Raw genomic sequence first — 25,583 nt, 5'->3', positions numbered from 1 at the left:
TTGATGCAACCTGATACTTTTTTACATCATCTCCATTTTTCTATTAATGAAATTATGTCGTCCGATAAAGAGATTGACTGGGAAGACGCACCACTTCCTTATAAATTATATCGAAATTTACCAGTAATCCCTCTCTCTTTAGAAATCCCATTAACTTTGCGGAATTCTTCTACTAAACCTAACTTAGAGGAAATCGGGCATTATCTTTGGTACTCATTTGGTTTAACACAATTATGTCAGCCTACTACTAACCTAGAAAATAATAAAACAACGACTCTATTTCGAAGATTCATCCCTTCTGGGGGTGCTTTATATCCGAATGAATTATATATGTATTTAAAAATTGATCATTATCCAGACGGCATTTACCATTACGACGCCGCGCACCACCGTCTTATCTTACTTCGTGAAGGAAATTTTGATTCTTATCTTACAGAAGCACTCGGCAATCGTTGTAACATACATTCTTGTTTTGGTGCTGCATTTGTATCCACTATGTTTTGGAAAAACTTCTTTAAATACAATAACTTTTCGTATCGTCTGCAAGGATTAGATAGTGGTGTTCTAATCGGTCAATTACTTGAATGCGCAAAACAATTTGGTTATACAAATGGTGTATATTTTCAGTTTCTAGATCGGGCAATGAATCATTTACTTGGACTGTCAGAAGGTGAAGAAAGTGTGTATGCTGTTATTCCTTTAAGTACAGAACCGAATACAGATTGGTTTCATGATGATCATCACGAAAATAAAACTATTACTTCTCATGACTTGTTGCAGCAAATCCCGCCGTTAACACATGAGCATTTCGTTCGCTCAAAATATGTAGATGAATATCCGATGATAAAAAAAATAAACGCAGCTTCTATGATTGAATCAACAGAACACTTCCAAACATTTACCCGTGAAGAACGACAACAATATAGTGCACACGCTATGCAGCTACCTAAAGTGGAACGTTTATCATATGATTTTTTACAACTTTGTAAAAAACGATATTCACCTGATTCTGACTTCATTTTAACGAAATGGGATGCAGCCGAGCTCGCTACTCTACTACAAGCAGCGAGCCTCTCCTTCCCTTATTACAACGACCTTGATGGCAAATATTTAAATGAAAACGCACGAGTCTCACTATATGGATGTTTTTATAACGTAAAAGACATAGAAAACGGCGCTTACGCTTATAACAGTAGGACACATTCCATACAGCCAATTCGGTACGGAGACCTTCGTTATTCTCTGCAATCCAGTATGACGATGGATAACGTAAACCTTTTTCAAGTACCACTTTGTCTACATGTAATCGGAAATAAAGATTACTATAAAAATAAATTAGGTTATAGAGGATATCGAATTCATCAAATGGAAGCTGGCATGCTCGTTCATAAACTCGTTTTAGCTGCGACCGCTATGGGGATGGGCGGGCATCCGTTACTAAGTTTTGATACAAATTCATGCGATCAATTGTACGGGATTGATGCCGGAAATGAAACTTCACTCATTCAAATTCCGGTTGGGGCGTATCGAGCGCGAAATTGGCTAAAAGGGTCCTTGCATAATTAGAAGCACGCCGATTAATGGCGTGTTTTTTTTAAAGGAGTTAAATTATTAAAAGCGAAATAAATACATATTCTTATATAAAAGGAGAGTTTGAATTGAGTATTTTACAAAGATTAATCGAGCAAGCGAAAAATCCTCGCGGGACAATTGGTTCCTCTATGCTTTGCATTATGAATGCTGCGCATACGAGACTAACAAATTGGGTTTTACAAAAAATACATATACGTGAAAATACAGTTATTTTAGATATTGGTTGTGGGGGTGGTAAAACCATACAGACTCTTTCAAAACGAACTCCGCTTGGGAAAATATACGGGATCGACTACTCCAATCAAGCTGTTGAAAACTCAAAGAAAGCAAATATGAAGGATGTCAAAGCAGCGAAAGTAATTATTCATCAAGCAAGCGTCTCCTCTATTCCATATCATCCGGACTTCTTTGATCTCATTACCGCTTTTCAAACCCACTACTTTTGGCCTGATGTTGAGAATGATATGAAAGAAGTATTTCGCGTCTTAAAACCGAATGGATCCTTTTTACTAGTCGCTGAAACTTTCAAAATCCAATATCATATGGATAAATTTAAGACGACCGAAGAATTAGTAAACCTTTTTTATGAGACGGGATTTACAAGCGTGAAATGTTATGAAGAAAGAGGGTGCCTTTATTTAATAGGAAATAAGTAAAAAAGCAGACCTTTCAAGGTCTGCCTTTTTTACTAGATTACTTTAAAAATACTCTTAATTTGTCTTGCAAATAACCAGTTTTTCGTACCGTAGTTATCATTTAGACTATCTAAATTAATAGCTTTCCCGTTAGAAAACTTTAGTTCTAACGTTGTATTTTTGTCATTTGTTTTTAAGTTGCTATTTGTAATGTCATCATACTTTAATTTTTCAATCTCAATATACTCTTCCTTCTCTTCTCCGATAACGACGTGATCTTGGAAGAAGAAGAATACTTCTACTTTCTTACCGAAACAAAATATGTTTTTCGTATAAATTAATGTCGCGTTATCAAGTCCGACACATACTTCTTTCATCTCTTCAACAACGTTTCCTAAGTCTTCTTCGTTTCTTGCATTTGATTCAGCAATCCATTCTTCGATTGTATTCATGTTAATTGCCATACTGTGCCCCCTGGTTCGTTCATTGCTTTATTAAAAAACAAATACTATATGACAATATAAGCGATACGTACTATGTTTTCAAGGGTGAACGGTATATTCAAAATAAAGTGAAACTTTATTTATTCCCCTTTCACAAAAAAAATAGCACTTAAAAAAGTGCTATTCCGCTCTCCTTGCTGCTTGTTGAATTGGATCCCAAACGCTGTTATATGGTGGTGCGTAACTTAAGTCGACATCTTCTAAATCGTGAATACTCATTTTATTGAAAAGTGCCATCGCGATAACATCAATACGTTTATCTACGCCCTCTTCTCCAATTACTTGACCGCCTAATAATTGTTTCGTATCGGCGTGATATAGTAATTTCAAGTGAAGTGGCGAAGCACTCGGGTAATAGCCCGCCATATTTGTTGAATCTACTTTGACCGTCTTATACGGGATGTTTAGCCCTTTCGCTTCTTTTTCATTTAAGCCTGTTCTTGCGAGCGTCAGATTCATAAATTTAATAATGCCTGTACCTAACGTACCTTTGAATGCTCTGCGTTTATCAACCATGTTGAGTCCGGCAAGTCGCCCTTGTTTATTCGCAGTCGTTCCGAGCGGGATATGGTCATGAATTTCCTTTATAACATGGTAATGTGTTGCACAATCACCAGCAGCATATACGTCTTTCACATTCGTTTGCATATAAGCATTTACTTCAATTGCACCTTTATGGTTTTTACGTATATTTGTCCCCTCAAGAAAATCAGTATTTGACTGTACACCGACAGATACTAAAACGAGATCAGTTTTATACGTCCCTTTATCCGTCTCCAGTTGTTCTACTCTTTCTTTTCCTTTAAACGCTTTTACATTTTCATTCGTTAAAATTTCAATATTATGTTTATCTGCTTCTTTATGTATATATTCCGCCATATCGGCATCATAAATTGTGCCAATATGATCGTTTCGCTCAATCATTCTTACTTTCTTACCAAGTTCGACGAATGTTTCTGCCATCTCTAGTCCAATTGCACCGCCGCCAATAATAGTTACAGCCTCAACTTTATTCGTTTCTAGCGTTTTTAATATGCGCTCAGCATCCGGAATTGTTTTTAAAAGATGAACGCCTTGCAAATCTCGCCCTTCCCATTCTGGCATAACAGGACGCACTCCAGTCGCAATTAATAAACGGTCATACGGAAATTCAAAAACATCTTTCGTCTCCGTATGCTCTGCGTACACCATTTTCTTTTCCGTATCTACTTTCGTTACTTCATGACGTACTTTCGCATCAATTCCATATTTATCACGAAACGTCTTTACATCGCGTGCAATTAACTTTTCAGTAGAAGCAATAACACCACTAATCACATACGGTAATCCGCACTGAGCGTATGAATAGATTTCACCTTTTTCTAACGTTACAACATTTGCAGTTTCATCGTTTCTAACAATTTGCATTGCTGCACTCATACCTGCTGCATCTCCGCCAATAATGACATAGTTCACTTTACCACTCCTTCTTTTTTACATACTCTTTACGATTTCCATATTTTATAGAAATAACACCTACTTCCATTGTAAAGAAATAGAATTCTATCTACAAATTTGGTGCACAAACCTATGCATGAATAGGTATCCGTCGTGTCTTATAAACAAGATGTTTAATATGCTATAACAGTAACTATTGAAAGTAGGTGAAACATACATGTGCGCCGGCCTTCTCGCTCAAACTCCAGAGGAACCGCAAGAACCGAAAGCCGCCATGCCACTTGATCAAGAATTTTCTATTAACGTAACATTATACAGCGCTCGTGCTTGGTTATCTAATGATGAGACTTTCGCACAAACGATTTGGAAAGGCTCTCGCTTTGCTTCAGCATCACACGCTGGCAAGTCCATCTTGCCAATCGGTACTGTTAAAATTGTAAACTTATCTGATGATACAATAACAGTTACTGCCTCATCAGAAAAAGATGATACTCTCAAAATAGTCGTACCCCCTCGTTCTGAAGGTGTTTTAACATCTAGTGCATTATCTGATGTGCAAGCAAGTACATCAGGAGGAGCAAGCAAAGTCACATTCCTCTTTCATATCTTTTTCTCAAGGGATCCTGGTCCAGCTAAATAACCATAGAAAAGGTACAGCTATGCACTGTACCTTTTTCACGTGTTTATTCTCTTGATTTGATCAATTCAACATTATAAGTTTCAATATCTGTTAGCTTTCCTGTAAAATACGGATTTTCTCTATACCAAGACTGTTTTGAAAAATACGCTTGCATATCTTTCGTTTGAAACATATGTCCATGTCTTGCGTATATTTCGTTTCTTGCTATTTTCAATTGTTCTTTCGATAAATATGTTAAGTCCGTACTCGTTAATTTTCGAATATCACTATCAGGGAAGATGAAACCATTATATACATAATGAGTCGTAGGCGGTGGAGTAACATTGTAAACAACTGTTTTTTCTACACTTTTCTTTTGAAATGGAAGATTATAAGCCGAAAGTGCCGTTACCGTTTCTACCTTTGTCGTTTCCCTTCCGTTTTCTCCATTTCGTTCTAAATAAATCGCCGCACTTCCATCAGTCGCTATCGGTCCCCACGTAATTTCTTCTCCAGTCAACGCAGTAACTGGCTTTTGATTCACGTACAATGTTGCACCAGACGCATTCGTTTGAACTGTAATATATTGCCCTTGCAACGTTAAATCTACCGTTACATTATTTTGACTTTGTTTCATAAGTACAACCTTTTCCTCACGTGATAGTTTTACATAGTCATTTTTATATTCAGATTGAAATACTTGAGTTCCAGGAAGAAACGGTCCATATTGCTTCTCAAACTTTTTGTCATTTGTCTTATCAATTTCTTTTCCGTTCAATTTTAAAGATGTACCTTTTTCATTTGTAAGCAGAGTCGTATAATACGTCTTCGCTTTCAATTTATACCGATCAAATAAAAAGAAATGTTTCCCATCTTTCGTTAAAGAAAAATCTGCTCTTTCTATTCCATCCCCTTGTTTTTCACCTTGCCTCAAATATTCTTTCAATTCATTCACGTAAAATGGATTTTCTTTTATATATGAAAATAGAGGCGTTAAACTCTCTCTCGTTACAATAACGGTTAGATCATCTGCCGTGATGATCTCAGCTAATTTCTCCCCGTCCCTCTCTTGTAAAATAGTAATCATTCGGTCTACTTGTGCCGTCTGCTTATAATACGATGATCCATACAAATACAATCCAACAATTACTATAACAAGTAATGTTAAGAGTGTAATGCCAACTTTTGTACCACCGCTCATTTTCTTCTTTACTACAAGACTTTCCCTCTTCATCCCGCAGTTTTGGCAAAATTGCACTCCACCTTCATACTGAGCTCCGCATTTTGTACATACATTCATCCATTCAACCACCTTTTCGTTAGAAGCCTGTTAATCCCCCGATAAAGGTTTGGATTATCGTTTTAATGTAAGACCAAAACACGATAAACGTTGCAATTCCGATTAAAACATTTGCGATAATAAGTGTGTAAACAGGATCTACTCCGCCGTTGTCTAATTTTAATATAGCTACAATTATACTGATTCCCATATACGTTGTAGCCAGCCCTAATAAGATTGGTAAAAAAAAGATCAATAGGAAACTAAATAGAAAAGAAAGAACTAGTATAGCAATAGCTGGCGTCGCTATCGTCCCCCATATACCGAATGATTCAAGAAAAGAAAAAGATGATTTCATCATCTTACCACTTACAAAAATAATAAATCCGACAAATAAAGTTAAAATTAATAAAAAGAAAAAGACCATTACAGATTCTCCAAAGAAAGTAGGAGTAGCTATATCTGGCACTAATGTCCTCGTAACAGTCGCCGCTGCGCTCATCATTCTATAAAAAATACATGCTCCTAAAAAGCAAATAAGCACAAGACTTACAATTCCATTTCGCACTTCAATATTTCCACTTTCCATAATGGCCGATGGTGATTTAAAAGCATTTTTAAAGAACTGAAAATAGCCACTTGCAAATTGTTTCACTTGCTCTACCGTTTCATTCGGACGAGTTTCCTTTACTCGTGCCGGGCGCGATAGCTGCCCTTCTTCCTGCCCACCACTCGCTACAACTTCTTCCGTTAACGAATGTCCACAATTTCCGCAAAACCTTGCTTCCGCTGCATTTTCAGTATTACATGCCGGACATTTCATTCTCTCATCCCTCCTTAAGCATATACCTTATAGGGTGTTACAAATTCAATATATGACTTTGTACATAAAACATGACTACAAGAAAAAGAATATGAAATCCTTCTTTTAAACGAAACTATGTGTGCTAGTAATATAGAAAAATAATGTTATTATGAAACAGAGCAAATAAAGTGAAACTTTAAACAGATTGGATGAAGACAGTGGAATTTGTAAACTCGATTTTTCAAACACTCCTTACAAGTGTGATCCAATTATTTTCTTTAATTGGTGTCATCATTGTAATTGGATTTATATTAGGTTATTTAGAATCTCTCACACGAACGTATTGGTCGAGAGCTTTTGGTAGGAAAGGTTTTCTTTTAACCGCGTGGATTGGTGTTCCCGTTCATGAGCTTGGACATGCAATTATGTGTCTATTATTTCGTCATAAAATTGTAGCAACGCAGTTTTTCCCAACAGATACAAGTCAGGGGGCTTTAGGTTACGTACAACATCAATACAATCAAAAAAGCGTATACCAACGAATCGGTAATTTCTTTATCGGCATCGGTCCTATTATTTCTGGGATTACTGCCTTAATACTTTTAATGCGCTATTTCGTACCAGATTCATATTCTTTATTTAATACGAATCTGGAAAAAACTGTTACATCGACTTCTATTAACTTAGACATGATCCAAAACATGCTACTATCGACGTTTGTATTATTGAAAAGCTTATTTACATTTAGCAATTTATTGAATCCTTCATTTTGGTTATTTTTATTTATCGCTATTTGCATTTCCGCACATATCGCTTTAAGTAAACCAGACATTAAAGGATCAATAGACGGTGTTATCGTCATGTTTATCATATTATTTTTATTCAATATAATAGCAGGACTTTTTCAGTACGATAGTAATCAACTAATCGGCAAAGTTATGAAATATAATATGTATTTCATTGCATTTTCTAGTGTGGCGCTTCTTTTCTCTTCTATTTCTACACTTGTTAGTTTTGGGTTTTATAAAATGAGAGGAGGACGTTCGTTGTGAACGTCCTCTTCTCTCCTTAAATAATTATTTATCAGCTTTAATAAGTTATTGAATCGGAATAGGTGGTCCAATTTTTTTGTTTTCTTTCCCCGAATACGGTACAAGTGAATATTTTCCCACCGCTACATTTATTCCATCAAATCTACTAAAAGAAATACCGCCATCTTCATTCGATATAACCACCTCTTTAAATGTATGTGCTTCCCCAGATTCTGATTCGATTTTAAAATAAATATCTTCATTTGTACTTTGTGTCACATCATAATAAATCGTTGTGGAAATCGGCGTAGAAACTACTTTTTTAACAGTTACTTTATTGCCATCATATAAAACAATTGTTTCATTTAAATCAAACGTCTGCTTCTCTTTCATCAACTGAGCTTGCGATACTTCAATATCAAATATCCATGGTTGCTCAATTACAGTATCCCTGTTGAATGTATCATAAGTAATTTCGATTTGAAGTTCATCAGTTTGTGGCATTTCACTTAACTCGATACCACCGTAAATTGTAAACATAGAATCATTTACTTCAATTGATTGTGCATCCTTTGTATTAGAAAAGTCACGCCCATTTATTCGTACCTGTGGAATTAAATATGTTTGATAATCAAATTTCACACCCTTCGCTGGCTCAAATGTTGAACTGATGAATAATTTATTGTCATCCACTAATACCTCATTTAACGTCAGTTTACCGTATTTATTTTCAGCAGTTTTCCCAATAGCCGTTTTATAGGGAGAATAGTCAAGTGGTTGCTGTTTATCAATATATTTTTCAATCAATCCCGCAATAAATGGCATATTTGCTAAAGATGTTTGTCCAAGTGGCACTATAATACTGACAATTAACATGCAAGCTGCTGCGACTCCGAACCATTTTTTTGTTTTTTTATTTTTGCGTAGCTTATTTTTCACACGTTTTTCCCACTGCTTTTCCTCTATTTTGGTTAAGGGAGTCTCCTCAAACTCTGTGATGTCCAACTGAATATCATTTAACTCTTTATAAATAGACATGCCCTCACACTCCATTTTTAAAAATAAAAATCTGTTTGAGCTTTTTTCGTCCGCGTGACAGTTTGTTATGAATCCATGACTCTTTCACATTAAGGTGGGATGCAATTTCACGAGACGGTACACCTTCTAAATAATACTTTTCAAAAATGTTACGCTCTGTTGCTGACAACTCACTAAGCAATTCCTGTACGTCTAAGAAGTCATTTTGTTTTCTTTGTTCTTGATACAGACGATCATTAATCTCTGTACAGACAGTTTGTTGCTAATTTCTCGCATTTTTCCGCTGATAATCAATTGCCCGATATTTAGCAATGGCTGCTATCCATTGTTTAAACGTATTTTTACTTGAATCAAATGAATCGATATGAAACCAAATGGCTAATAATACATCATCTAAGCATTCTTCATAATCTTGCTGATTACTATATACATATCGTTTAATAATAGCGCTGAGTAAACCTCCATATGTTTGGATAATGAACGTAATGCTCTTTTCATTACGTTGTTGAATTTGTTGCACAACATTTTCTTCTGTTATCTTCAAGCGTAGACCTCCTTGTACTGCTAATTGGTACCTACTTTCTAATACGAATGAAAATCGATTACTCTATCACTGCTTTTAATATTGCAAACATAATCTCACCATTCCATGCCATATACCTCGCTCACGATAAGAAGAGCTAGTTCATTTAGAACTAGCTCTTCTTATCACTTCTCCCTCTTATAATCACAATGCTCAACCGGAACACGAGCGTGCCCTTCTTCATCGGTACACCATGACTGTGACTGAAAGGCAAGAAAAATACCAATCCACTCTTCCTTCTTCTCAAAGTGAATCAATATCCCACCGTCTTGCCATTTGCCATCATCACCTTGCCATTTCTCTACATTCCCTTGATTCATATGAATATCGTGTATACCGTTTCCAGGTGTAAAGTGGAAATACGAATCCGGAACCTTTTCTTCTGGTCCCCACCTTTCACCAAACGCATAAATAATTGCTTTCTCATCTATTGCTCTTTTTATATAATGTTCTATTTTCTCATTTAAATCATTATCAGATCCCGATTTTTCAGCAGGTAAAGGAATCATTTGCTTTGAATCAAATAAATTACCTCTTACATAATCTAAAGCTACTTTCGGCTCATTGTTTTTCACTTCCGTAAAACCGAACGGTAATGTCGGTAAAATATGAATCGCCTCTGATCGAATATTGTTACTCGCAAAATATAAAACTTCCGACGGATAGCTTTGCGATTTCACGTTAATTGCAATGCGATAATTAACTCCTGCTTCGCCTTGTAAATGAACTTGATAATGAGGTGTTTTCCCTTTTCCAATCTTAGATTGTACAACTGTACCTTTTAATACACCGTAGTTTTTTAAGGGCATCTCTTTCATCTCCTATTCATTTAGTAGAAGCTTTTCATACTTTAGGCATTATCCATATAAAAAGAAAATCCTCCTTTCCCAGGAGGATTTCTTATTTTCTCAACATATACCAAACAATAACCTCCACCACTACAAGCAACACCGCACCAAAAATCATTAACGTCGTCTTCTTTAATAGTTCATTTTCACGATAAGGGATATTACATAAATACGCGCCTAGTGTAATCCGTGATGGACAAGCGATTGTGGCTACTGATGATGCGGTGTTTTGGAGTGTTGTGACATATTGCCACGGGATCGCTACGTTTTGCGCTGTTTGCATTTGTAGCTTTATAAACATCGCATTTGATCCTGCGTTACTACCTGTTAAAAAGCCGCCAATTCCGCCTATGAAAGGAGCAACGAAAACGAAAAATGTCCCAAATGTTTCACCAGCTGTTTTTGCGAGTAATGAATGCATACCAGATGCACCCATTAGTTCTGAAATTGCGATAAACATTGTCGTTGTAATAGCGAAAGGAATCCATTGTTTTATCGTTTGTGAGAGTGATTGTTTAATAATATTTGATGGAATGCGGAAGAAAATAATTGTAAATAAACAAGTCATAGCGAGCCAAAATCCTGGTGAATATAGTAGCTCTAGTTTGTAAGAATATGATTTTAAATCGAGAACTGCATATGACCTAAGAAAATCATGTAATACTGGAACGAGGCGGGAAAGTAAAATACAAACTGTTAAAAAGATATAAGGGCTAATAATTTTTATAATAGATACTTCTCTCTCTGCAGTCGCCGCATGTTCTGTTATAAAGTTTTGCTCACTTTTGCCTTTTAATTTAATGATTAGAAAGCCAAATGTAATGGTAACGATAGAACTTAATATCCCTGCAAGTTCAACACTTACGTATGCGTTAGAAAGATAGATTCCGAGAGAAAATAATAGAAAGAATCCTACTCCTTCCTTACACTTTTCTATAACTGCCTGCCAGCCACCGACAACGTATAAAGAAAGGAAGATAAAATATGCGAAAATCGGGATGCTTAATAATGCTGTATTTGTACCAAGAGTTGTGAGCGGCATGTTAATAAGCTGAGAACCGATAATCGTACCCGTTGCCATCGCGCCCCATGAACTTGCAAGTAAACCGATAAACGATAGTAGCACAGCTTGAAACGGTTTATAACCGAGCGAAAGAAAAATAGGTGCTGCGACCATAAAACCAATTCCGAATCCACTTACTGATTCAATAAGTGGACAAATGCCAAAGCACATAAGAAGCATTTGTAGTAAGCGATCGTGCGTAACTTCTTCTAGAAAACGCGCTACTTGATCGATGTACCCCATTTTGTTCATGAGGTGAAATAAAAAAATACCGAAAAATAAAACGTATCCGACAATAAAACAAATTAACCAACCTTTAATCGTTGCGTGCACAGTTTCACTTATCCCTAATTGGAACGTTGGCGAAAGTAAAACGATTCCGACAGAAACGGCATAAGAAATTAATGAAGCCCTTAATGACGTTTGTTTAAACAAAAATAAACAAATAAAAATCATCATAATTGGGATAAGTGCCAACAATATGGCCATGCTATCATCTCTTTTCGTAAAAATTGCAATTTTTAACTATTATATAACAGATGTTATGATTTTCAATTATTTTTATAACAGATTTTAAAAAGGAGCCGCTTGGCTCCTTTTTTGAATAACTAATATTTTATCTTTTATCCTGAAAAACCGTCTGCTGTCCAATCATTTTTTCTAGTACAACAAACACAATATAAGCACATATTACTTGCAATACAATATTCCCAAGTTTTATTAATTCAAATGAATGGATCCATTGGAATAATTCACTTAATAATACAATCGAAACGATACTAAATAGTTCTATACTAATCGAAAATATACATACTTCTAAAATAGATTGCTCTTGTATTCGATTTAATTGGGAAAAGATGAATACATATCCTAAAAACAGAGCCATCAACTCTATTTTCGTCATGCTAATGAGCCAAGCGTATAATGGTACAGTTAAAAAAAGATATAATAGTTTACGTCTTAGCATGCCTTCTCACCCTCTAAGTTATAAGTATTTTCTGTATATTTTAACATTTATTACACAAAAGAAACAGAAGAGACTTAAGCCTCTTCTGTTTCTTTTACTGCATGTATTAACTCACAAATTTCTTCTCGCTTTTCATTTTCTAACAGCTCAATGACTTTACTTCCAACGACAACGCCGTCACATATTGTAATCATTTCTTCAATTTGCTCTCGTGTTGAAATACCGAATCCTGCGACTACTGGTAAGTGGACGTGTGCTTTTACTTTTTCTAAGTAACTACGAATCTCATCTTTAAAGTTTTGACGTACTCCCGTTACGCCCGCTACTGTAACGGCGTAGACGAATCCTTGTGATTCACTCGTGATTTTTTCGATTCGTTCAATAGGGCTCGTTACGGTAACGAGTGGAATTAAAGCGATATTCGCCACGCGAAGGAGCGGTGCAATAATGTCTTGTTCTTCATACGGTAAGTCTGGAACGATAATACCGTCCACCCCTGCTTCAAGACAGCTCTCAATGAAACGTTCCTTTCCGAATGCGAGTACTGGATTTAAATATGTCATAAGTACAAATGGAATTTGAACTTCTTGCCTCACCTCTATTAATGCTTGAAAAATACCTTTCAATGTTACACCGCTATCTAATGCTCTTTTTCCTGCCCTTTGAATAGTTGGACCGTCTGCGACTGGATCTGAAAATGGGATACCAATTTCAACGATGCTTGCTCCTGCTTCATCAAGAAAACGAATTCTTTCTTTTAACTTTTCAAGTCCACCATCTCCGCCCATTACATACGGAATAAATGCTTTCTTGCCATTTTCAAACGCTGCTATAATTTTTTCTACTCCCATTTTTTACACCTCTTCCATATAACGTTTTATACTCTCTACATCTTTATCACCGCGGCCGGATAAACAAATGACAAGTCCTTCGTCTTTCTTCATTTGCGGCGCTAGTTTTAAAGCGTATGCAACAGCATGTGAACTTTCTAATGCCGGGATAATCCCTTCTTTTTTCGTTAATAATTGAAATGCTTCTAACGCTTCTTCATCTGTAATGGAATGATAAGAAACGCGGCCAATATCTTTTAGCAAGCTATGTTCTGGCCCAACACCTGGGTAATCCAGCCCTGCCGAAATAGAGTGCGCTTCTTGAATTTGCCCTTCTTCATTTTGCAGAAGATACATCATCGATCCGTGTAAAACACCGACACTTCCTTTCGTTAAAGTGGCTGCGTGCTTTTCTGTGTGAACACCTTTTCCAGCTGCTTCAACACCGTAAAGAGCAACTTCTTCATCGTGTACGAACGGATAAAACATTCCCATTGCATTACTACCACCGCCAATACAAGCAACGACTGCTTCTGGTAATTTCCCTTCTAACGCTTCGTATTGCTTTTTCGTTTCTTTCCCAATTACACTTTGGAAATCACGAACAATTTGCGGGAATGGATGTGGCCCGAGAACTGATCCCATAATGTAGTGCGTATCGTGTACATGTGAAACCCAGTAACGCAGCGCCTCGTTTACCGCATCTTTCAACGTGCCGCTACCTGCCGCAACGCTTTCTACTTTTGCTCCGAGTAATTCCATTCGAAACACGTTTAATTTTTGTCGTCTCACATCTTCTTCTCCCATGAAGATGACGCATTCTAAACCGAAAAGTGCACATACAGTAGCTGTTGCAACTCCGTGTTGTCCTGCTCCTGTTTCAGCGACAACTTTCTTCTTACCCATTCTTACCGCAAGAAGTGCCTGACCGATTGTATTGTTAATTTTATGAGCTCCCGTATGGTTCAAATCTTCACGTTTCAAATAGATTTTTGCTCCGCCGCAATACTTCGTCATATTTTCAGCGAAATAAAGCGGTGTTTCTCTTCCAACATACGTTTGTAAATAATGATCTAATTCCTTTTGAAACGCTTCATCTTGCATCGCTTCTTTATATGCTTCTTCTAATTCTAATACGGATTGCATTAACGTTTCTGGAACGTATCGTCCTCCGTATATACCGTAATGACCTTTTTCATCTGGATATGCGTAGTTCATTTTGAACACTCCTTCGCTTTTTTAATAAATTGTTTTATTTTCTTTAGATCTTTCTTTCCTTCTGTCTCTACTCCGCTGCTCACATCGATCATATATGGCTGAACGGTTCGAATTGCTTCTTCTATATTAAGGATGTTTAATCCGCCAGCTAATATCGTTTTCTCTCGCAACTCGTTTGGCATATGTGCGAGTAACTCCCATGAGAATGTCTTTCCGTTTCCTCCGTGGAACTTTTCTTTCGGGCTATCAAATAACAGATAATCTGTATCATATTTTTTCGCACATTCAATATCTTTCTCTAAAGCTACTCCTACCGCTTTTATAGACGGAATATTCAATCTTTCGATTTGATGATTGTCTTCATCCCCATGCAATTGCACATGCGTTAACCCGCACTCCTCTGCAATTTTCTGGATCACTTCTACTGATTCATTTACGAAAACACCTACCTTGAAAACGTGGACTGGAATTTCCCCAATAATTTCTTTCGCTAGCCCTGGGGTGATTTTCCGCTTACTTTCTGCAAAAACAAATCCAATTGCATCTGCTCCGTATTCGCAAGCATGTTTTGCTGTTTCAACATCAGTGATGCCGCAAATTTTCACTTTCATATGTTCACCTTACAGTCTTCGAAAAAGTTACTTATAGAAGATGATGTCATAAGTGCTTCTCCAACTAATACACCTTTTGCACCAGCTCGTTTGACGCGAATGATATCTTCTTTTGAATGAATGCCACTTTCACTAATCCAAAGTAGGTTTTCCTCATTCAGTCGTTTTCCGAGCTTTTCAGTTTGGCTTAAATCTACTTCAAATGTTTTTAAATTACGGTTGTTAATACCGATAACGTGCGGATTTAATCGGATTGCAATTTCTAATTCCTGTTCATCATGAACTTCAACAATCGCTTCTAATCCTTTTTCTAGCACGTAGTTATAAAGCTCGTTTAATTTCTCTTTTGACAATGCTGCAACAATTAATAAAATAAGATCTGCTCCTGCTTCATACGCTCTATCAATTTGGATTTTATCGATTATAAAATCTTTACATAAAAGCGGAATGTTACTTTCTGCTCTTGCCGTTTGTAAGTCGTGAAACGACCCTTTAAAAAATTGACCGTCTGTTAAAACCGAAACTGCTCCAGCACCGCATTCTTCATATGTTTTCACTTGTTTTGGCACATCAACGTGTAAATTAATATCGCCTTTTGATGGAGACGCTCGCTTTACCTCTGCTATTACAGTAAACTGCTCTAAAGCTTTTACAAGTGAGTGTGTTTTCCTTTTTTCTTTCACTGGTGAATATGTTTCATATAACTCCGCAACTTCTACTTTCTTTTGCTCTACAATTTTGTCTAAAATCGTCCCCATTTTAATTCACCCTTTCTAATTTTTCATGGCTTGCTGCAATTAATAAGTTTAGTTTGGCTAATGCTTTTCCAGAGTCAATGCTATGTGCCGCTAGTGTAATTCCTTCTTCAATCGTTTCTGCTCTTCCATTTGCGAAAAGGGCTAGACCTGCATTTAATAAAACAGTATCGCGATAGACACTCTTTTCTCCGCTTAATACTCCGAGCGTAATCTTTGCATTTTCTTTTGAATTCCCACCTCTAATTTCTTCATTTTTCACTCTTGAAAAACCATACTTTTCTGGATCAATACTCATTTCTACTATTTCATTATCTTTTAAAACGACGACATGATTTTCTCCCTGTAATGATGCTTCATCTAAAAAGCCACTTCCGTTTACGACGAGCGCTTGTTTTCTGCCAAGTTTCTGCAATACTTCCGCTACTGGCAATAACATATCTCGCTTATAAATACCGACAAATTGTGTTTCTAAATTAACCGGATTCGTCAACGGTCCAATTAAGTTAAAGATCGTCGGAACGTTTAATTCTTTTCTTATTTTCATAATGCGTCTTAATGCTGGATGCATCGCTGGTGCGAATAAGAAGGCAATACCTACATTCTCTAATAAATAGTCAATCTCACCCGGCGTACAGCTTATGTTTACACCGAGTTCTTCTAATAAATCAGCACTTCCTGTTTTACTAGAAACAGCGCGGTTTCCATGCTTCGCAACCTTTACACTAGCTCCGGCAAGTACAAATGCCGATGTTGTACTAATATTGAATGTTTGCGCACCGTCACCACCCGTTCCGCAATTGTCCATCGCGCCTTTTATATGATTTGAAAACGGTAATGCCTTTTCGCGAAGAGCACGAACGAGACCGTATATTTCTTCTGCTGTTTCGCCTTTCGCTTTCAGCAATACTAAGAAAGCTGCAACTTCACTTTCCAATATGTTGTCACTTAATAAAAGAAGTCCCGCTTCATACATTTCTTCTTCTGTTAAATGTTGTCCCTCTACTAATTTTCGAAGATAACTGTTCATACTCTCTCCTCCTCTTTCACTTCTGCTAAAAAGGCACGTATTAACTTTCCGCCTTCTTCTGTTGCAATTGATTCTGGGTGAAACTGTAATCCAAAGAGCGGATAATAGTTGTGACGAACTGCCATGATTTCTCCGTCATCCATCGCTGTCGCAAGTATGTCAAAACACTGCGGCAAACTATTTTGCACTGCGACGAGTGAATGGTAACGCATTGCTGTTAGCGGCTGCGTTACGTACGAAAAGATTGACGTTCCGTTATGTTTCACACGCGATGTTTTTCCGTGTTTAATGCGCTCTGCTCTAACAATTTCTCCTCCAAATGCGGATATGATTGCTTGATGGCCAAGGCAAATTCCTAAGATGGGAACGTTCTTATAAAAATGACGAATAACATCGATACAAATTCCAGCATCTTCTGGTTTCCCAGGTCCTGGTGAGAGCACAATTCCTTTCGGCTTCATCTCCTCTAATTGTTCAATTGTTATTTGATCATTTCTTACGACAACAATTTCTTTCTCGTACTCGCCTAATAGTTGATACAAGTTATATGTGAACGAATCATAATTATCGATAAGTACAATCATTTCATAACCTCCAAAAGCGCTCTCGCTTTATTTAATGTTTCTTCATATTCAGCAACCGGGTCTGAATCGTAGACGATACCCGCTCCTGCCTGAACGTACGCTTTCTCGTCTTTTACAACCATCGTTCGAATTGCTAGCGCCATATCAAGATTTCCTGAGAATGAAATATATCCAACTGCTCCGGCGTATACATTTCTTTTTTCATGCTCTAACGTATTAATAATTTCCATCGCTCTAATTTTCGGAGCACCTGATACTGTACCCGCTGGTAAACAATACGCTAATGCATCAAATCCACTTATTCGTTTTCGCAATGTTCCGTAAACTTCAGATACAATGTGCATAACGTGAGAGTATTTTTCTACTTTCATATATTTATCTATCATCACAGATCCAATTTCACTTACTCTGCCAATATCATTTCGCCCTAGGTCCACAAGCATCATATGCTCCGCCCGCTCTTTCTCATTTCCTAACAGTTCTTTTTCGATTTCCTCATCTTCCTGCTCCGTTTTCCCTCTCGGTCTCGTACCCGCAATTGGGTTCGTCATCACTTTATCCGCTCTAACTGATAACAAACTTTCCGGCGAAGAACCGAGTACAACGTAATCTTGAAAGTCGATATAAAACATATATGGTGATGGATTTGCAATTCGAAGTTTCCGGTATAATGCAAATGGATCTCCAATACATTCACTTTGCAAACGCTGGGATAATACAACTTGGAAAATATCTCCGGCCCGAATGTATTCTTTCGCTGTTTCTACCATTGCACAAAATTCTTTTTCAGTTATTGAAGAAGTGAATGATAATATTGATTGTATTTCATTTACTTCCGCTTCTTCTCCCTTTAGCACTTCCTCTTTGTATACTTGCAATCTTTCGTATACTTCTTCATAAGAAGCTGAATCGTCTTCCCTGCATACATATACAAATGACAACTTTTGGCGTAAATGATCGTAAACGGTAAACTCACGATATAGTAAAAGGTGTACTTCTGGAATATTTAATGGATCGTGTAAATCTGCTCCAATGTTTTCATACTGCCGAATGACGTCATAACCAATATAACCAACTGCTCCTCCGCAAAATGGGAATGGACTCTCTACTAGCGATGGTGCGATTACCTCTTCTAACACTTGCAATACGTTACCTTGCAACTTTTCTGTTTGCCCATACATCGTTCGTTCTACTTCTATACCGACGCTTTTCACTTCTCCATATGGATTACACCCTAAGTAAGAATAGCGCCCTTTATCTGGATGAAGCTGTGAGCTTTCTAATAAAAACTTTTTCTTTCCCTTCATACGTCTATATAAAGAAATTGGCGTAATGCTATCTCCTTCTTCTTCAGCGATTACTAAAAATGTTTTTCTTTGTTCTTTTTGCTTCATAAATTCCTCTTTTGTCATCATGCCTTTCACCTCACTCTGAAAAATAAAAAAGTCCCCTACATATCGAAATATGTAGAGGACGATAAATTTACCGTGGTACCACCTCAGGTTGGACGCAAAAGCATCCCGCTTTATTCAGGTACAAAATATATACCTTATCCTTGTAACGGCGGAACCCGGGTTGCCTACTGAAAATAATTGTTCAGCATACCTCTCGTAAGCCCATTCCGTATATGGCACCGCACCGGGCTCCCACCTGTCCCCGGCTCTCTGAAACGTCTCCAATATACGTACTCTTCTTACTTAAACGATTTAACATATTTAATTTTTTGTACACAAAAAGGGAGTACTCATCCTATAGAAAGGACGGGTACTCCCGTGGTGCCACCTTAATTCGTTACGAATGTAACGCACTTTGCCGTATCAAAAAATAATACGTGTCTCTTGTATCGATGAGATCATGTCGCCAAAGCCTACTTCTTTCGTTTCGGTTTGGAAGCTCCGAAGCCCATTCCACATCAATTCCATACTGATTCGCACCAACCATCAGCTCTCTGACATGTTCATCATGTGTACTCTTCTTCATCAACGCTTGCATTTTTTTAAGTTGCACTCATTATAGACCTAACTTTTTTCACAAGTCAATACTTTTTAAAAAAAAATTATTTCTCCCTTCTTTCAATATTATATTGACAAAACAACGTGTTTTTATGTAAATATAATAAATACTCTATTAAAATTAAGGTTTTTTCGTCTGAAATTTATATATTTAAAAAGTAAAACGATGTCAAAAAACGCTTACATTTCTGAAAATTCATATTTGTATATGGATTTTTCAGAATAATCATGATAGATTATAAATATGCAAAATGCATCAAAAGACATGACAAAAGGAAGGGGAACTACATGAGTACGCAGATGTTAACTTTAACTTCTATCTCTATTTACATGCTCGGGATGTTAGTAATCGGCTATTTCGCCTACAAACGAACGTCCAACTTAACAGATTATATGCTTGGCGGGCGTACACTAGGCCCCGCAGTAACAGCATTAAGTGCTGGAGCATCTGATATGAGTGGTTGGCTTTTAATGGGATTACCCGGTGCAATGTTTAGCGTTGGATTAAGTAGTAGTTGGATTGCGATCGGCCTAACACTAGGCGCATACGCAAACTGGCTTTATGTCGCTCCTCGCTTACGTACCTACTCTGAAATTGCAAACAACTCTATTACTATTCCAGAATTTTTGGAACACCGTTTCCACGACAAATCTCACATGCTACGCTTAGTATCCGGACTTGTTATTATGATTTTCTTTACTTTTTATGTAGCTTCAGGACTAGTTTCAGGCGCTGTATTATTTGAAAATTCATTTGGTATGAACTATCATATTGGATTATTCATTGTAGCAGGCGTTGTTGTAGCTTACACATTATTTGGTGGTTTCTTAGCTGTAAGTTGGACAGACTTCGTGCAAGGAATCATTATGGTAGTTGCTCTTATTCTTGTTCCTATCGTAACAATTATGAATGCAAACGGACTTGGACCTGCATTTGATACAATTCGATCTGTAGATCCAACACGTTTAGATATTTTTAAAGGTGCCTCCACTTTAGGAATTGTTTCCTTATTCGCATGGGGCCTTGGTTATGTTGGACAACCTCATATTATCGTACGCTTTATGGCAATTTCTTCTGTAAAAGAACTTAAAAGCGCACGAAGAATTGGTATGAGCTGGATGATTTTCTCTGTTGTCGGAGCTATGTTTACTGGTCTTATCGGTATTGCCTACTATTCACAACAAGATTTGACATTATCTAACCCAGAGACAATTTTCCTTGAGCTTGGAAAAATTTTATTCCATCCACTTATTACTGGATTTTTATTAGCAGCGATTTTAGCTGCAATTATGAGTACAATCTCATCTCAGCTTCTCGTTACTTCAAGTGCTGTAACAGAAGACTTGTATCATACATTCTTTAAACGTTCTGCTTCTGATAAAGAGCTTGTATTTGTCGGTCGTATGGCTGTTCTTGGTATCGCCTTAGTTGGGTGCGCATTAGCGTTTAAACAAAATGATACGATTTTAGCTCTTGTTGGATACGCTTGGGCTGGATTTGGTTCTTCATTCGGACCAGCTATTTTATTAAGTCTATATTGGAAACGTATGACGAAATGGGGCGCGCTTGCTGGTATGATTTCTGGTGCCGCGACTGTTATTATATGGACTCAATTTAAATTCTTAACAAACTTCTTATATGAAATGATTCCTGGTTTCACAATTAGTTTACTAGCAATCATAATCGTTAGTTTACTAACTCAACCTTCAAAAGAAGTTGAAGAGCAATTTGAGGATTTCGAAAAACAACATAGTCATAGTCTATAAAAAAGCTTTGCTGTTATCGTAACAGCAGAGCTTTTTTTATTACAGTTCGACAATCTTCTTCTCAAATTTAACAAATTCTTTATGTTTCGTTAAATTTAACATAACACTACTCCTTTATAGTATTAGTATTAGCACTTATACAGAAAGGGGACTCCAACATGTTAGCAGCTTTCCAGCAACAACACATAAGAAAATTTTCACCTATTACAAATACTTCTGCTTCTCGTTTAAACATTCAACCTAATCCACCCAAAATTTCAATTGCTCCTTCTGTTATTTCAGTTATCGGTGTTCATATGGAAAAAAATAAGTTAAAAATAAAAACTGGGCAAAGTACTGAGTTATCAGCTTCCGTTTTACCAATGCAAGCGACGAATAAAGAACTTATTTGGACCAATATGAATTCTGATGTCATCACAATATATCCAAAAGGTGAAACTGTGACGATTACTGGACAAAGTGCGGGAAGAGCAGTCGTAATTGTTACAACTGCTGAAGGAAAATTTCGTGACCTATGCGTCATTCATGTACAACCTTATATGACAAATCCAAAGTAAAAGAGTGGCTTCGTAGCCACTCTTTTACTTTATTTCAATGTGCGGATTTTTACTTTTCACAAGATTAATAAATTGTTCTTTATTTTTAGGAGAAATAATCTCTGTTTCATATGATCCGTAAACAATTTCTAATCGATCGAATGATAACGCATAAGCCGCTATTGGATTTTTTGTATTGGAAATTCGTTTTATGTCTCGTATAAATATACGCTTTTTAACCGGACCTGATGTAATCATAATTATTTCTTCCTTAACGATATATTTTGTTGAAAACCAACTCCAACTAAACAGTATAGCCAACGGAATTGTAAAAAATAAAAGAAAATATTCTCTCCCTGCAAATATGGGAGCAAAACACGCTCCAATGACAACGAAAAAAATCGGATATAACCATACATCTTTTTTTGATGGAAATTCCACTAAACTTCCTCTCCCTTGATTTAAGTCAATGAATCTCCTCCTCTTCCCTATTACAATGAAAACAACATTAGAATAGGAGGACGTATTATGACTGAGCGAAATTTTGCCTTATTTGCAGGCACTTCTCTTCTTATCATGGCATTCACTGCATTTTTTTCTTACGGTTTTGTTCACGGAAATCTCGTTGTACCAAGTAATGCGAGCACGACACTCCATAATATTCAAACTTCAAGTTCACTTTTCAAAGCAGAAATTTTCGGATGGATTATCATTTTTATTACGGATATTATCGCCTCGTGGGCTCTTTATTTCTTTCTAAAACCTATCCATACTAGCCTCTCATTACTAGCTGCCTGTCTTCGTCTTATGTATACAGCTATACTTGGGATTGCTATATTCAATTTAACATTTGTATTACTTCTTTCCAAAAGCACAGTTGCTAATTCAGAAGCATATACAATGTTATTTCTAGAAGCTTTTGAATACATTTGGTCTGTAGGATTAATCATTTTCGGCTTACATCTTCTCACCTTAGGATACGTAACCTTTCAATCTAAAAACATACCGAAAACTATTAGTATATTACTGCTCATTGCTGCAATCGGCTATATCATCATTAACGTAATGAATACGATGTTTTCACAATATGATGCGATTATTTCCATTCTTAACGTTGTCTTTCAACTACCGATGATCGCAGGTGAACTAGGATTTAGTATATGGCTATTGCTTAGAGGTGGAAAAAACTCTACTGTTTGAGTCGTTTCTTAATTCTACTTAATGATTCTGGCGTAATACCAAGATAGCTCGCTAGCTGATATTGCGGAACACGATCGATTAAATACGGTCGTTTTTGTAATAATGCTTTATATCGTTCTTCTGGTGTCGATGCAATAAATAACGTAAGCTCTTCTTGTACTTCACCAAAATTGTATTCAATCATTTGGCGCGTCATTTCTTCTAACTGTGAATATTTCTTATACATGTCCTTTTCACTATACAGATCGCCAACTACAACTAGACAATCTTCTAGGCACGTTAACGTATGTGGGGATAATTTATCTTGTTTATGATGATTGAAATTTGCGATTGCTTGTTCTTCTGTATAAAAATTTGATGTAACTTCTTTTCCAGATTCATCTATACAATGTTGCCTCACGCATCCTTTTAATACAAAATAACATTTAGACGGAACATCTCCTTGTCTTAAGAGCACTGTTCCTTTTTTATACTCTTCAATTTGTAATTCTTCTACGATCATGCGCTGCTGCTCTTCACTTAATGTTGTAAGATTTGTCATGTATTTCATTAAAATCTCTTTCATTTGGTCTCTCCTTCCCCCACTATATATTATCTTTTTTCATGCTACATGGCGGGAATTCCCCCTATTAATCTGTTTTCTTTTCTGCATGGAACAAAAAAAGAGAAGTTACCAATAACTTCTCTTTTCGTATATTAGAATAAACTCGTTATAATTCCTGTGTATAAGCCGGTTCGTTCACCACATTTTTTGCTGTTCGCTTTTGTTGCTGTAGTAAGAAAACAGATACACCAAACAATACGAGCATGCTACCGATAATTTGCATTGCATTTAATTTTTCTCCAAGTAAGAAGAACGCTAGTATAGATGCCCCAACTGGTTCTCCTAAAATGCTCATTGAAATCGTTGTTGCATTTACGTAATTTAATAACCAATTATTAATGACGTGTGACACTGTCGGTACAATCGCAAGTAAAAGAAAAATACTCCAATCCCACTTCGTATAGCCTGTAAATGGCACTTGAAGTATAACGTTATAAATCGCTATAAATATACCAGCGAAGGCAAATACAGTAAAACTATAAATCCAATGAGATACTTTCTTTACTGTCGTTTGTCCGATAAATAAATAACCGACAACTGCTATTACACTTAAAAAGGATAATATATCCCCATAAATTGCTTGCTCACTTAGCCCTAAATCTCCCCAGCCAATACACATTACGCCTAGTATCGCAATTCCCATCGTCGCAATTGCTGAATAGGTTGTTCTTTCTTTAAATAAGAAAAAACCTCCCACTAAAGATACGATCGGTTGAAGTGCTAAAATAATCGTCGAACTAGCAACTGTCGTATGCTTTAAGGATTCAAACCATAGAAGAAAATGAAGAGCTAAAAAGAAACCAGATCCAATTAAAAATCCCCAATCTTTTATTTGAATCCTACTAAACTCTTCCCGTTTTTTCCAAACGATCGGCAGCATAATAAGTACGATAATCCATAATCGATACATACTTAAAACGGAAGATGGTGCTGAGGACATCTTTGCAAAAACAGCTGCGAATGAAATTGCTATAATGGAAATTGCTAGTGGTAGTGCGATTGATCTTTCTTGTTTCAAATCCTGTCTCCCCTCTCACCTGTAAAAAATCCCACTTCATTATATCCGTTTTCTTTCACAACTTAAATACTAATTTTTTAGATTCTTCGTACCATTATGGTAAAATAGAAATTAAGGCACCTATTAGTGATTATTTCTTTCCTTTTCACTACAAGCGTCGCTCTTACAATCATTACAGTAAATTTTTATTTAGGGGGATATACATGAATCAAACAATAGGGAGAATTGAAGAAATTTCATTTTTTAGTACATCACTTCAAGAGGAGCTTATACTTCTTGTTTATTTACCAGTAAATTACACACCTCTCCATAAGCATACGGTTGTTATTGCACAAGATGGTAGAGATTATTTTCAGCTTGGTAAAGCGCACCGTGTAATTGAGCGCCTTCGCGAAACTGAAGAAATTGACCGCACAATTATTGTCGGTATTCCATATAAAAATGTACACGATCGTAAGGAAAAATATTTCCCAAATGATGTAAAGAATGCTGCTTACATTCGCTTCCTTGCTCACGAGCTTGCTCCATATATTGATGCAAATTATCCAACGTATCAAATGGGTAAAGGACGCGTTTTAATTGGAGATTCTCTCGGCGGTACAGTTTCCTTCATGACCGCACTTATGTATCCGCATACATTTGGTAAGGTCGTTATGCAATCACCATTTGTTGATGAAACAGTCATGAACTTAGCAAAAGATTTCAAAAATCCGGGGGCGCTAGATCTTTATCACGTAATTGGGACCGAAGAAACAGCTGTCAAGCGTACAGACGGACAAGTATCTGATTTCGTAGAACCAAATCGCGAGTTAAATAAACTACTTACAGATAGAAATTTCATCACGCATTATGAAGAGTTTGAAGGGAATCACACATGGAAATATTGGCAAGCAGATTTACCAAAAGCATTTTCTCATATTCTATCAATGAAATAATAGAGAGCGGTATTCAGAATAATTTGATATAATAGATAAAGAGATTTATTCTCAAAATCTAACTAGACTTGCAAAGGGAGGA

The 25,583-nt window shown here is 36.6% G+C and carries 26 protein-coding genes, 1 pseudogene and 2 other annotated features; of the genes and pseudogenes, 8 read left to right on the top strand and 19 right to left on the bottom strand.

Going from position 1 to position 25,583, the window contains the following annotated elements; translation table 11 throughout:
* Nucleotides 1–3 precede the first annotated feature (3 nt).
* Both LCF45_RS06420 and LCF45_RS06415 read left to right on the top strand, forming a co-directional pair.
* Nucleotides 4–1,566: a SagB family peptide dehydrogenase gene (locus LCF45_RS06420; protein ID WP_002126024.1), complete on the top strand. Its 1,563-nt coding sequence runs from the start codon at nucleotides 4–6 to the stop codon at nucleotides 1,564–1,566.
* A gap of 92 nt (nucleotides 1,567–1,658) precedes the next feature.
* Nucleotides 1,659–2,249, top strand: a complete 591-nt coding sequence (locus LCF45_RS06415) for a class I SAM-dependent methyltransferase (protein ID WP_078206341.1) — start codon at nucleotides 1,659–1,661, stop codon at nucleotides 2,247–2,249.
* A gap of 32 nt (nucleotides 2,250–2,281) precedes the next feature.
* Here the strand turns inward: LCF45_RS06415 and LCF45_RS06410 are convergent, their stop codons facing one another.
* Complete coding sequence (locus tag LCF45_RS06410; RefSeq protein ID WP_002126019.1) at nucleotides 2,282–2,692, bottom strand: DUF3908 family protein; 411 nt, start codon at nucleotides 2,690–2,692, stop codon at nucleotides 2,282–2,284.
* Between the two features lie 159 nt (nucleotides 2,693–2,851).
* A complete protein-coding gene (locus LCF45_RS06405) occupies nucleotides 2,852–4,186 on the bottom strand; it encodes an FAD-dependent oxidoreductase (protein WP_002126016.1) in 1,335 nt (444 codons plus the stop codon).
* 199 nt (nucleotides 4,187–4,385) lie between these two features.
* Between LCF45_RS06405 and LCF45_RS06400 the strand changes: the two genes are divergently transcribed.
* On the top strand, nucleotides 4,386–4,808 hold the full coding sequence (locus LCF45_RS06400; RefSeq protein WP_002126015.1) for a hypothetical protein: 423 nt from the start codon (nucleotides 4,386–4,388) through the stop codon (nucleotides 4,806–4,808).
* A gap of 43 nt (nucleotides 4,809–4,851) precedes the next feature.
* On the opposite strand, the gene LCF45_RS06395 is transcribed toward LCF45_RS06400, so the two are convergent.
* Together LCF45_RS06395 and LCF45_RS06390 are read right to left on the bottom strand one after the other, a co-directional pair.
* Nucleotides 4,852–6,087: a TcaA 3rd/4th domain-containing protein gene (locus LCF45_RS06395; RefSeq protein WP_263894712.1), complete on the bottom strand. Its 1,236-nt coding sequence runs from the start codon at nucleotides 6,085–6,087 to the stop codon at nucleotides 4,852–4,854.
* Nucleotides 6,088–6,106: 19 nt separating this feature from the next.
* Nucleotides 6,107–6,889, bottom strand: coding sequence for a zinc ribbon domain-containing protein (locus tag LCF45_RS06390; protein ID WP_002126012.1), 783 nt, complete (start codon nucleotides 6,887–6,889; stop codon nucleotides 6,107–6,109).
* A 200-nt stretch (nucleotides 6,890–7,089) separates the two neighbouring features.
* Here LCF45_RS06390 and LCF45_RS06385 point away from each other — a divergent pair, with 200 nt between their 5' ends.
* Nucleotides 7,090–7,923 (top strand): hypothetical protein, encoded by an 834-nt coding sequence (locus tag LCF45_RS06385; RefSeq protein WP_002126011.1) that lies wholly within the window; start codon nucleotides 7,090–7,092, stop codon nucleotides 7,921–7,923.
* A 45-nt stretch (nucleotides 7,924–7,968) separates the two neighbouring features.
* Here the strand turns inward: LCF45_RS06385 and LCF45_RS06380 are convergent, their stop codons facing one another.
* From LCF45_RS06380 to trpE, 12 genes and pseudogenes are all read right to left on the bottom strand, one after another.
* Nucleotides 7,969–8,940 (bottom strand): DUF4179 domain-containing protein, encoded by a 972-nt coding sequence (locus LCF45_RS06380; protein WP_003188036.1) that lies wholly within the window; start codon nucleotides 8,938–8,940, stop codon nucleotides 7,969–7,971.
* A 4-nt stretch (nucleotides 8,941–8,944) separates the two neighbouring features.
* Nucleotides 8,945–9,484 (bottom strand): annotated as a pseudogene (locus LCF45_RS06375) (sigma-70 family RNA polymerase sigma factor).
* A gap of 164 nt (nucleotides 9,485–9,648) precedes the next feature.
* The gene (locus LCF45_RS06370; protein ID WP_078202970.1) at nucleotides 9,649–10,332 is read right to left on the bottom strand and encodes a DUF2278 family protein; all 684 of its coding nucleotides are present in this window, start codon (nucleotides 10,330–10,332) and stop codon (nucleotides 9,649–9,651) included.
* 91 nt (nucleotides 10,333–10,423) lie between these two features.
* Complete coding sequence (locus tag LCF45_RS06365; RefSeq protein ID WP_003188030.1) at nucleotides 10,424–11,923, bottom strand: L-lactate permease; 1,500 nt, start codon at nucleotides 11,921–11,923, stop codon at nucleotides 10,424–10,426.
* A 127-nt stretch (nucleotides 11,924–12,050) separates the two neighbouring features.
* Nucleotides 12,051–12,401, bottom strand: a complete 351-nt coding sequence (locus tag LCF45_RS06360) for a DUF4029 domain-containing protein (RefSeq protein ID WP_016126699.1) — start codon at nucleotides 12,399–12,401, stop codon at nucleotides 12,051–12,053.
* Between the two features lie 74 nt (nucleotides 12,402–12,475).
* The gene (trpA, locus tag LCF45_RS06355; protein WP_002011422.1) at nucleotides 12,476–13,252 is read right to left on the bottom strand and encodes a tryptophan synthase subunit alpha; all 777 of its coding nucleotides are present in this window, start codon (nucleotides 13,250–13,252) and stop codon (nucleotides 12,476–12,478) included.
* 3 nt (nucleotides 13,253–13,255) lie between these two features.
* The gene (gene trpB / locus LCF45_RS06350) at nucleotides 13,256–14,449 is read right to left on the bottom strand and encodes a tryptophan synthase subunit beta (RefSeq protein WP_002086917.1); all 1,194 of its coding nucleotides are present in this window, start codon (nucleotides 14,447–14,449) and stop codon (nucleotides 13,256–13,258) included.
* Nucleotides 14,446–15,060 (bottom strand): phosphoribosylanthranilate isomerase, encoded by a 615-nt coding sequence (locus LCF45_RS06345; protein ID WP_263894711.1) that lies wholly within the window; start codon nucleotides 15,058–15,060, stop codon nucleotides 14,446–14,448. The genes trpB and LCF45_RS06345 overlap by 4 nt, the downstream gene beginning before the upstream one ends.
* A complete protein-coding gene (trpC, locus tag LCF45_RS06340) occupies nucleotides 15,057–15,818 on the bottom strand; it encodes an indole-3-glycerol phosphate synthase TrpC (protein WP_002011417.1) in 762 nt (253 codons plus the stop codon). The genes LCF45_RS06345 and trpC overlap by 4 nt, the downstream gene beginning before the upstream one ends.
* A 1-nt stretch (nucleotide 15,819) precedes the next feature.
* A complete protein-coding gene (gene trpD / locus LCF45_RS06335) occupies nucleotides 15,820–16,845 on the bottom strand; it encodes an anthranilate phosphoribosyltransferase (protein WP_078202968.1) in 1,026 nt (341 codons plus the stop codon).
* Complete coding sequence (locus tag LCF45_RS06330) at nucleotides 16,842–17,429, bottom strand: anthranilate synthase component II (protein ID WP_002086924.1); 588 nt, start codon at nucleotides 17,427–17,429, stop codon at nucleotides 16,842–16,844. The genes trpD and LCF45_RS06330 overlap by 4 nt, the downstream gene beginning before the upstream one ends.
* The gene (trpE, locus tag LCF45_RS06325; protein ID WP_078202967.1) at nucleotides 17,426–18,844 is read right to left on the bottom strand and encodes an anthranilate synthase component I; all 1,419 of its coding nucleotides are present in this window, start codon (nucleotides 18,842–18,844) and stop codon (nucleotides 17,426–17,428) included. The genes LCF45_RS06330 and trpE overlap by 4 nt, the downstream gene beginning before the upstream one ends.
* A gap of 51 nt (nucleotides 18,845–18,895) precedes the next feature.
* Nucleotides 18,896–19,140, bottom strand: a binding site (T-box leader).
* Between the two features lie 42 nt (nucleotides 19,141–19,182).
* Nucleotides 19,183–19,421 (bottom strand) — a binding site (T-box leader).
* A gap of 308 nt (nucleotides 19,422–19,729) precedes the next feature.
* Between trpE and putP the strand changes: the two genes are divergently transcribed.
* Both putP and LCF45_RS06315 read left to right on the top strand, forming a co-directional pair.
* Nucleotides 19,730–21,208: a sodium/proline symporter PutP gene (gene putP, locus LCF45_RS06320; RefSeq protein WP_002125993.1), complete on the top strand. Its 1,479-nt coding sequence runs from the start codon at nucleotides 19,730–19,732 to the stop codon at nucleotides 21,206–21,208.
* Nucleotides 21,209–21,366: 158 nt separating this feature from the next.
* On the top strand, nucleotides 21,367–21,765 hold the full coding sequence (locus tag LCF45_RS06315) for an Ig-like domain-containing protein (RefSeq protein ID WP_002125992.1): 399 nt from the start codon (nucleotides 21,367–21,369) through the stop codon (nucleotides 21,763–21,765).
* A gap of 24 nt (nucleotides 21,766–21,789) precedes the next feature.
* On the opposite strand, the gene LCF45_RS06310 is transcribed toward LCF45_RS06315, so the two are convergent.
* Complete coding sequence (locus LCF45_RS06310; protein ID WP_002186408.1) at nucleotides 21,790–22,185, bottom strand: PH domain-containing protein; 396 nt, start codon at nucleotides 22,183–22,185, stop codon at nucleotides 21,790–21,792.
* An 87-nt stretch (nucleotides 22,186–22,272) separates the two neighbouring features.
* On the opposite strand from LCF45_RS06310, the gene LCF45_RS06305 reads away from it, so the two are divergent.
* Nucleotides 22,273–22,944 carry a DUF4386 domain-containing protein gene (locus tag LCF45_RS06305; protein WP_078202966.1) on the top strand — a complete coding sequence of 224 codons (672 nt, stop codon included), beginning with the start codon at nucleotides 22,273–22,275 and terminating at the stop codon, nucleotides 22,942–22,944.
* Here the strand turns inward: LCF45_RS06305 and LCF45_RS06300 are convergent.
* Together LCF45_RS06300 and LCF45_RS06295 are read right to left on the bottom strand one after the other, a co-directional pair.
* Complete coding sequence (locus tag LCF45_RS06300; protein WP_002125984.1) at nucleotides 22,934–23,509, bottom strand: Crp/Fnr family transcriptional regulator; 576 nt, start codon at nucleotides 23,507–23,509, stop codon at nucleotides 22,934–22,936. The genes LCF45_RS06305 and LCF45_RS06300 overlap by 11 nt on opposite strands.
* Nucleotides 23,510–23,654: 145 nt before the next feature.
* Nucleotides 23,655–24,566, bottom strand: coding sequence for a DMT family transporter (locus LCF45_RS06295; RefSeq protein WP_002030492.1), 912 nt, complete (start codon nucleotides 24,564–24,566; stop codon nucleotides 23,655–23,657).
* Nucleotides 24,567–24,769: 203 nt separating this feature from the next.
* Between LCF45_RS06295 and LCF45_RS06290 the strand changes: the two genes are divergently transcribed.
* The gene (locus tag LCF45_RS06290; protein ID WP_078206346.1) at nucleotides 24,770–25,501 is read left to right on the top strand and encodes an alpha/beta hydrolase; all 732 of its coding nucleotides are present in this window, start codon (nucleotides 24,770–24,772) and stop codon (nucleotides 25,499–25,501) included.
* Nucleotides 25,502–25,583: the final 82 nt, after the last annotated feature.

This window comes from Bacillus sp. 41-22 (assembly GCF_025809295.1).
Taxonomy (GTDB): domain Bacteria; phylum Bacillota; class Bacilli; order Bacillales; family Bacillaceae_G; genus Bacillus_A; species Bacillus_A mycoides.
Note: the sequence above shows the minus strand (reverse complement) of the source record. Positions and strands in the feature narration are given on the sequence as shown.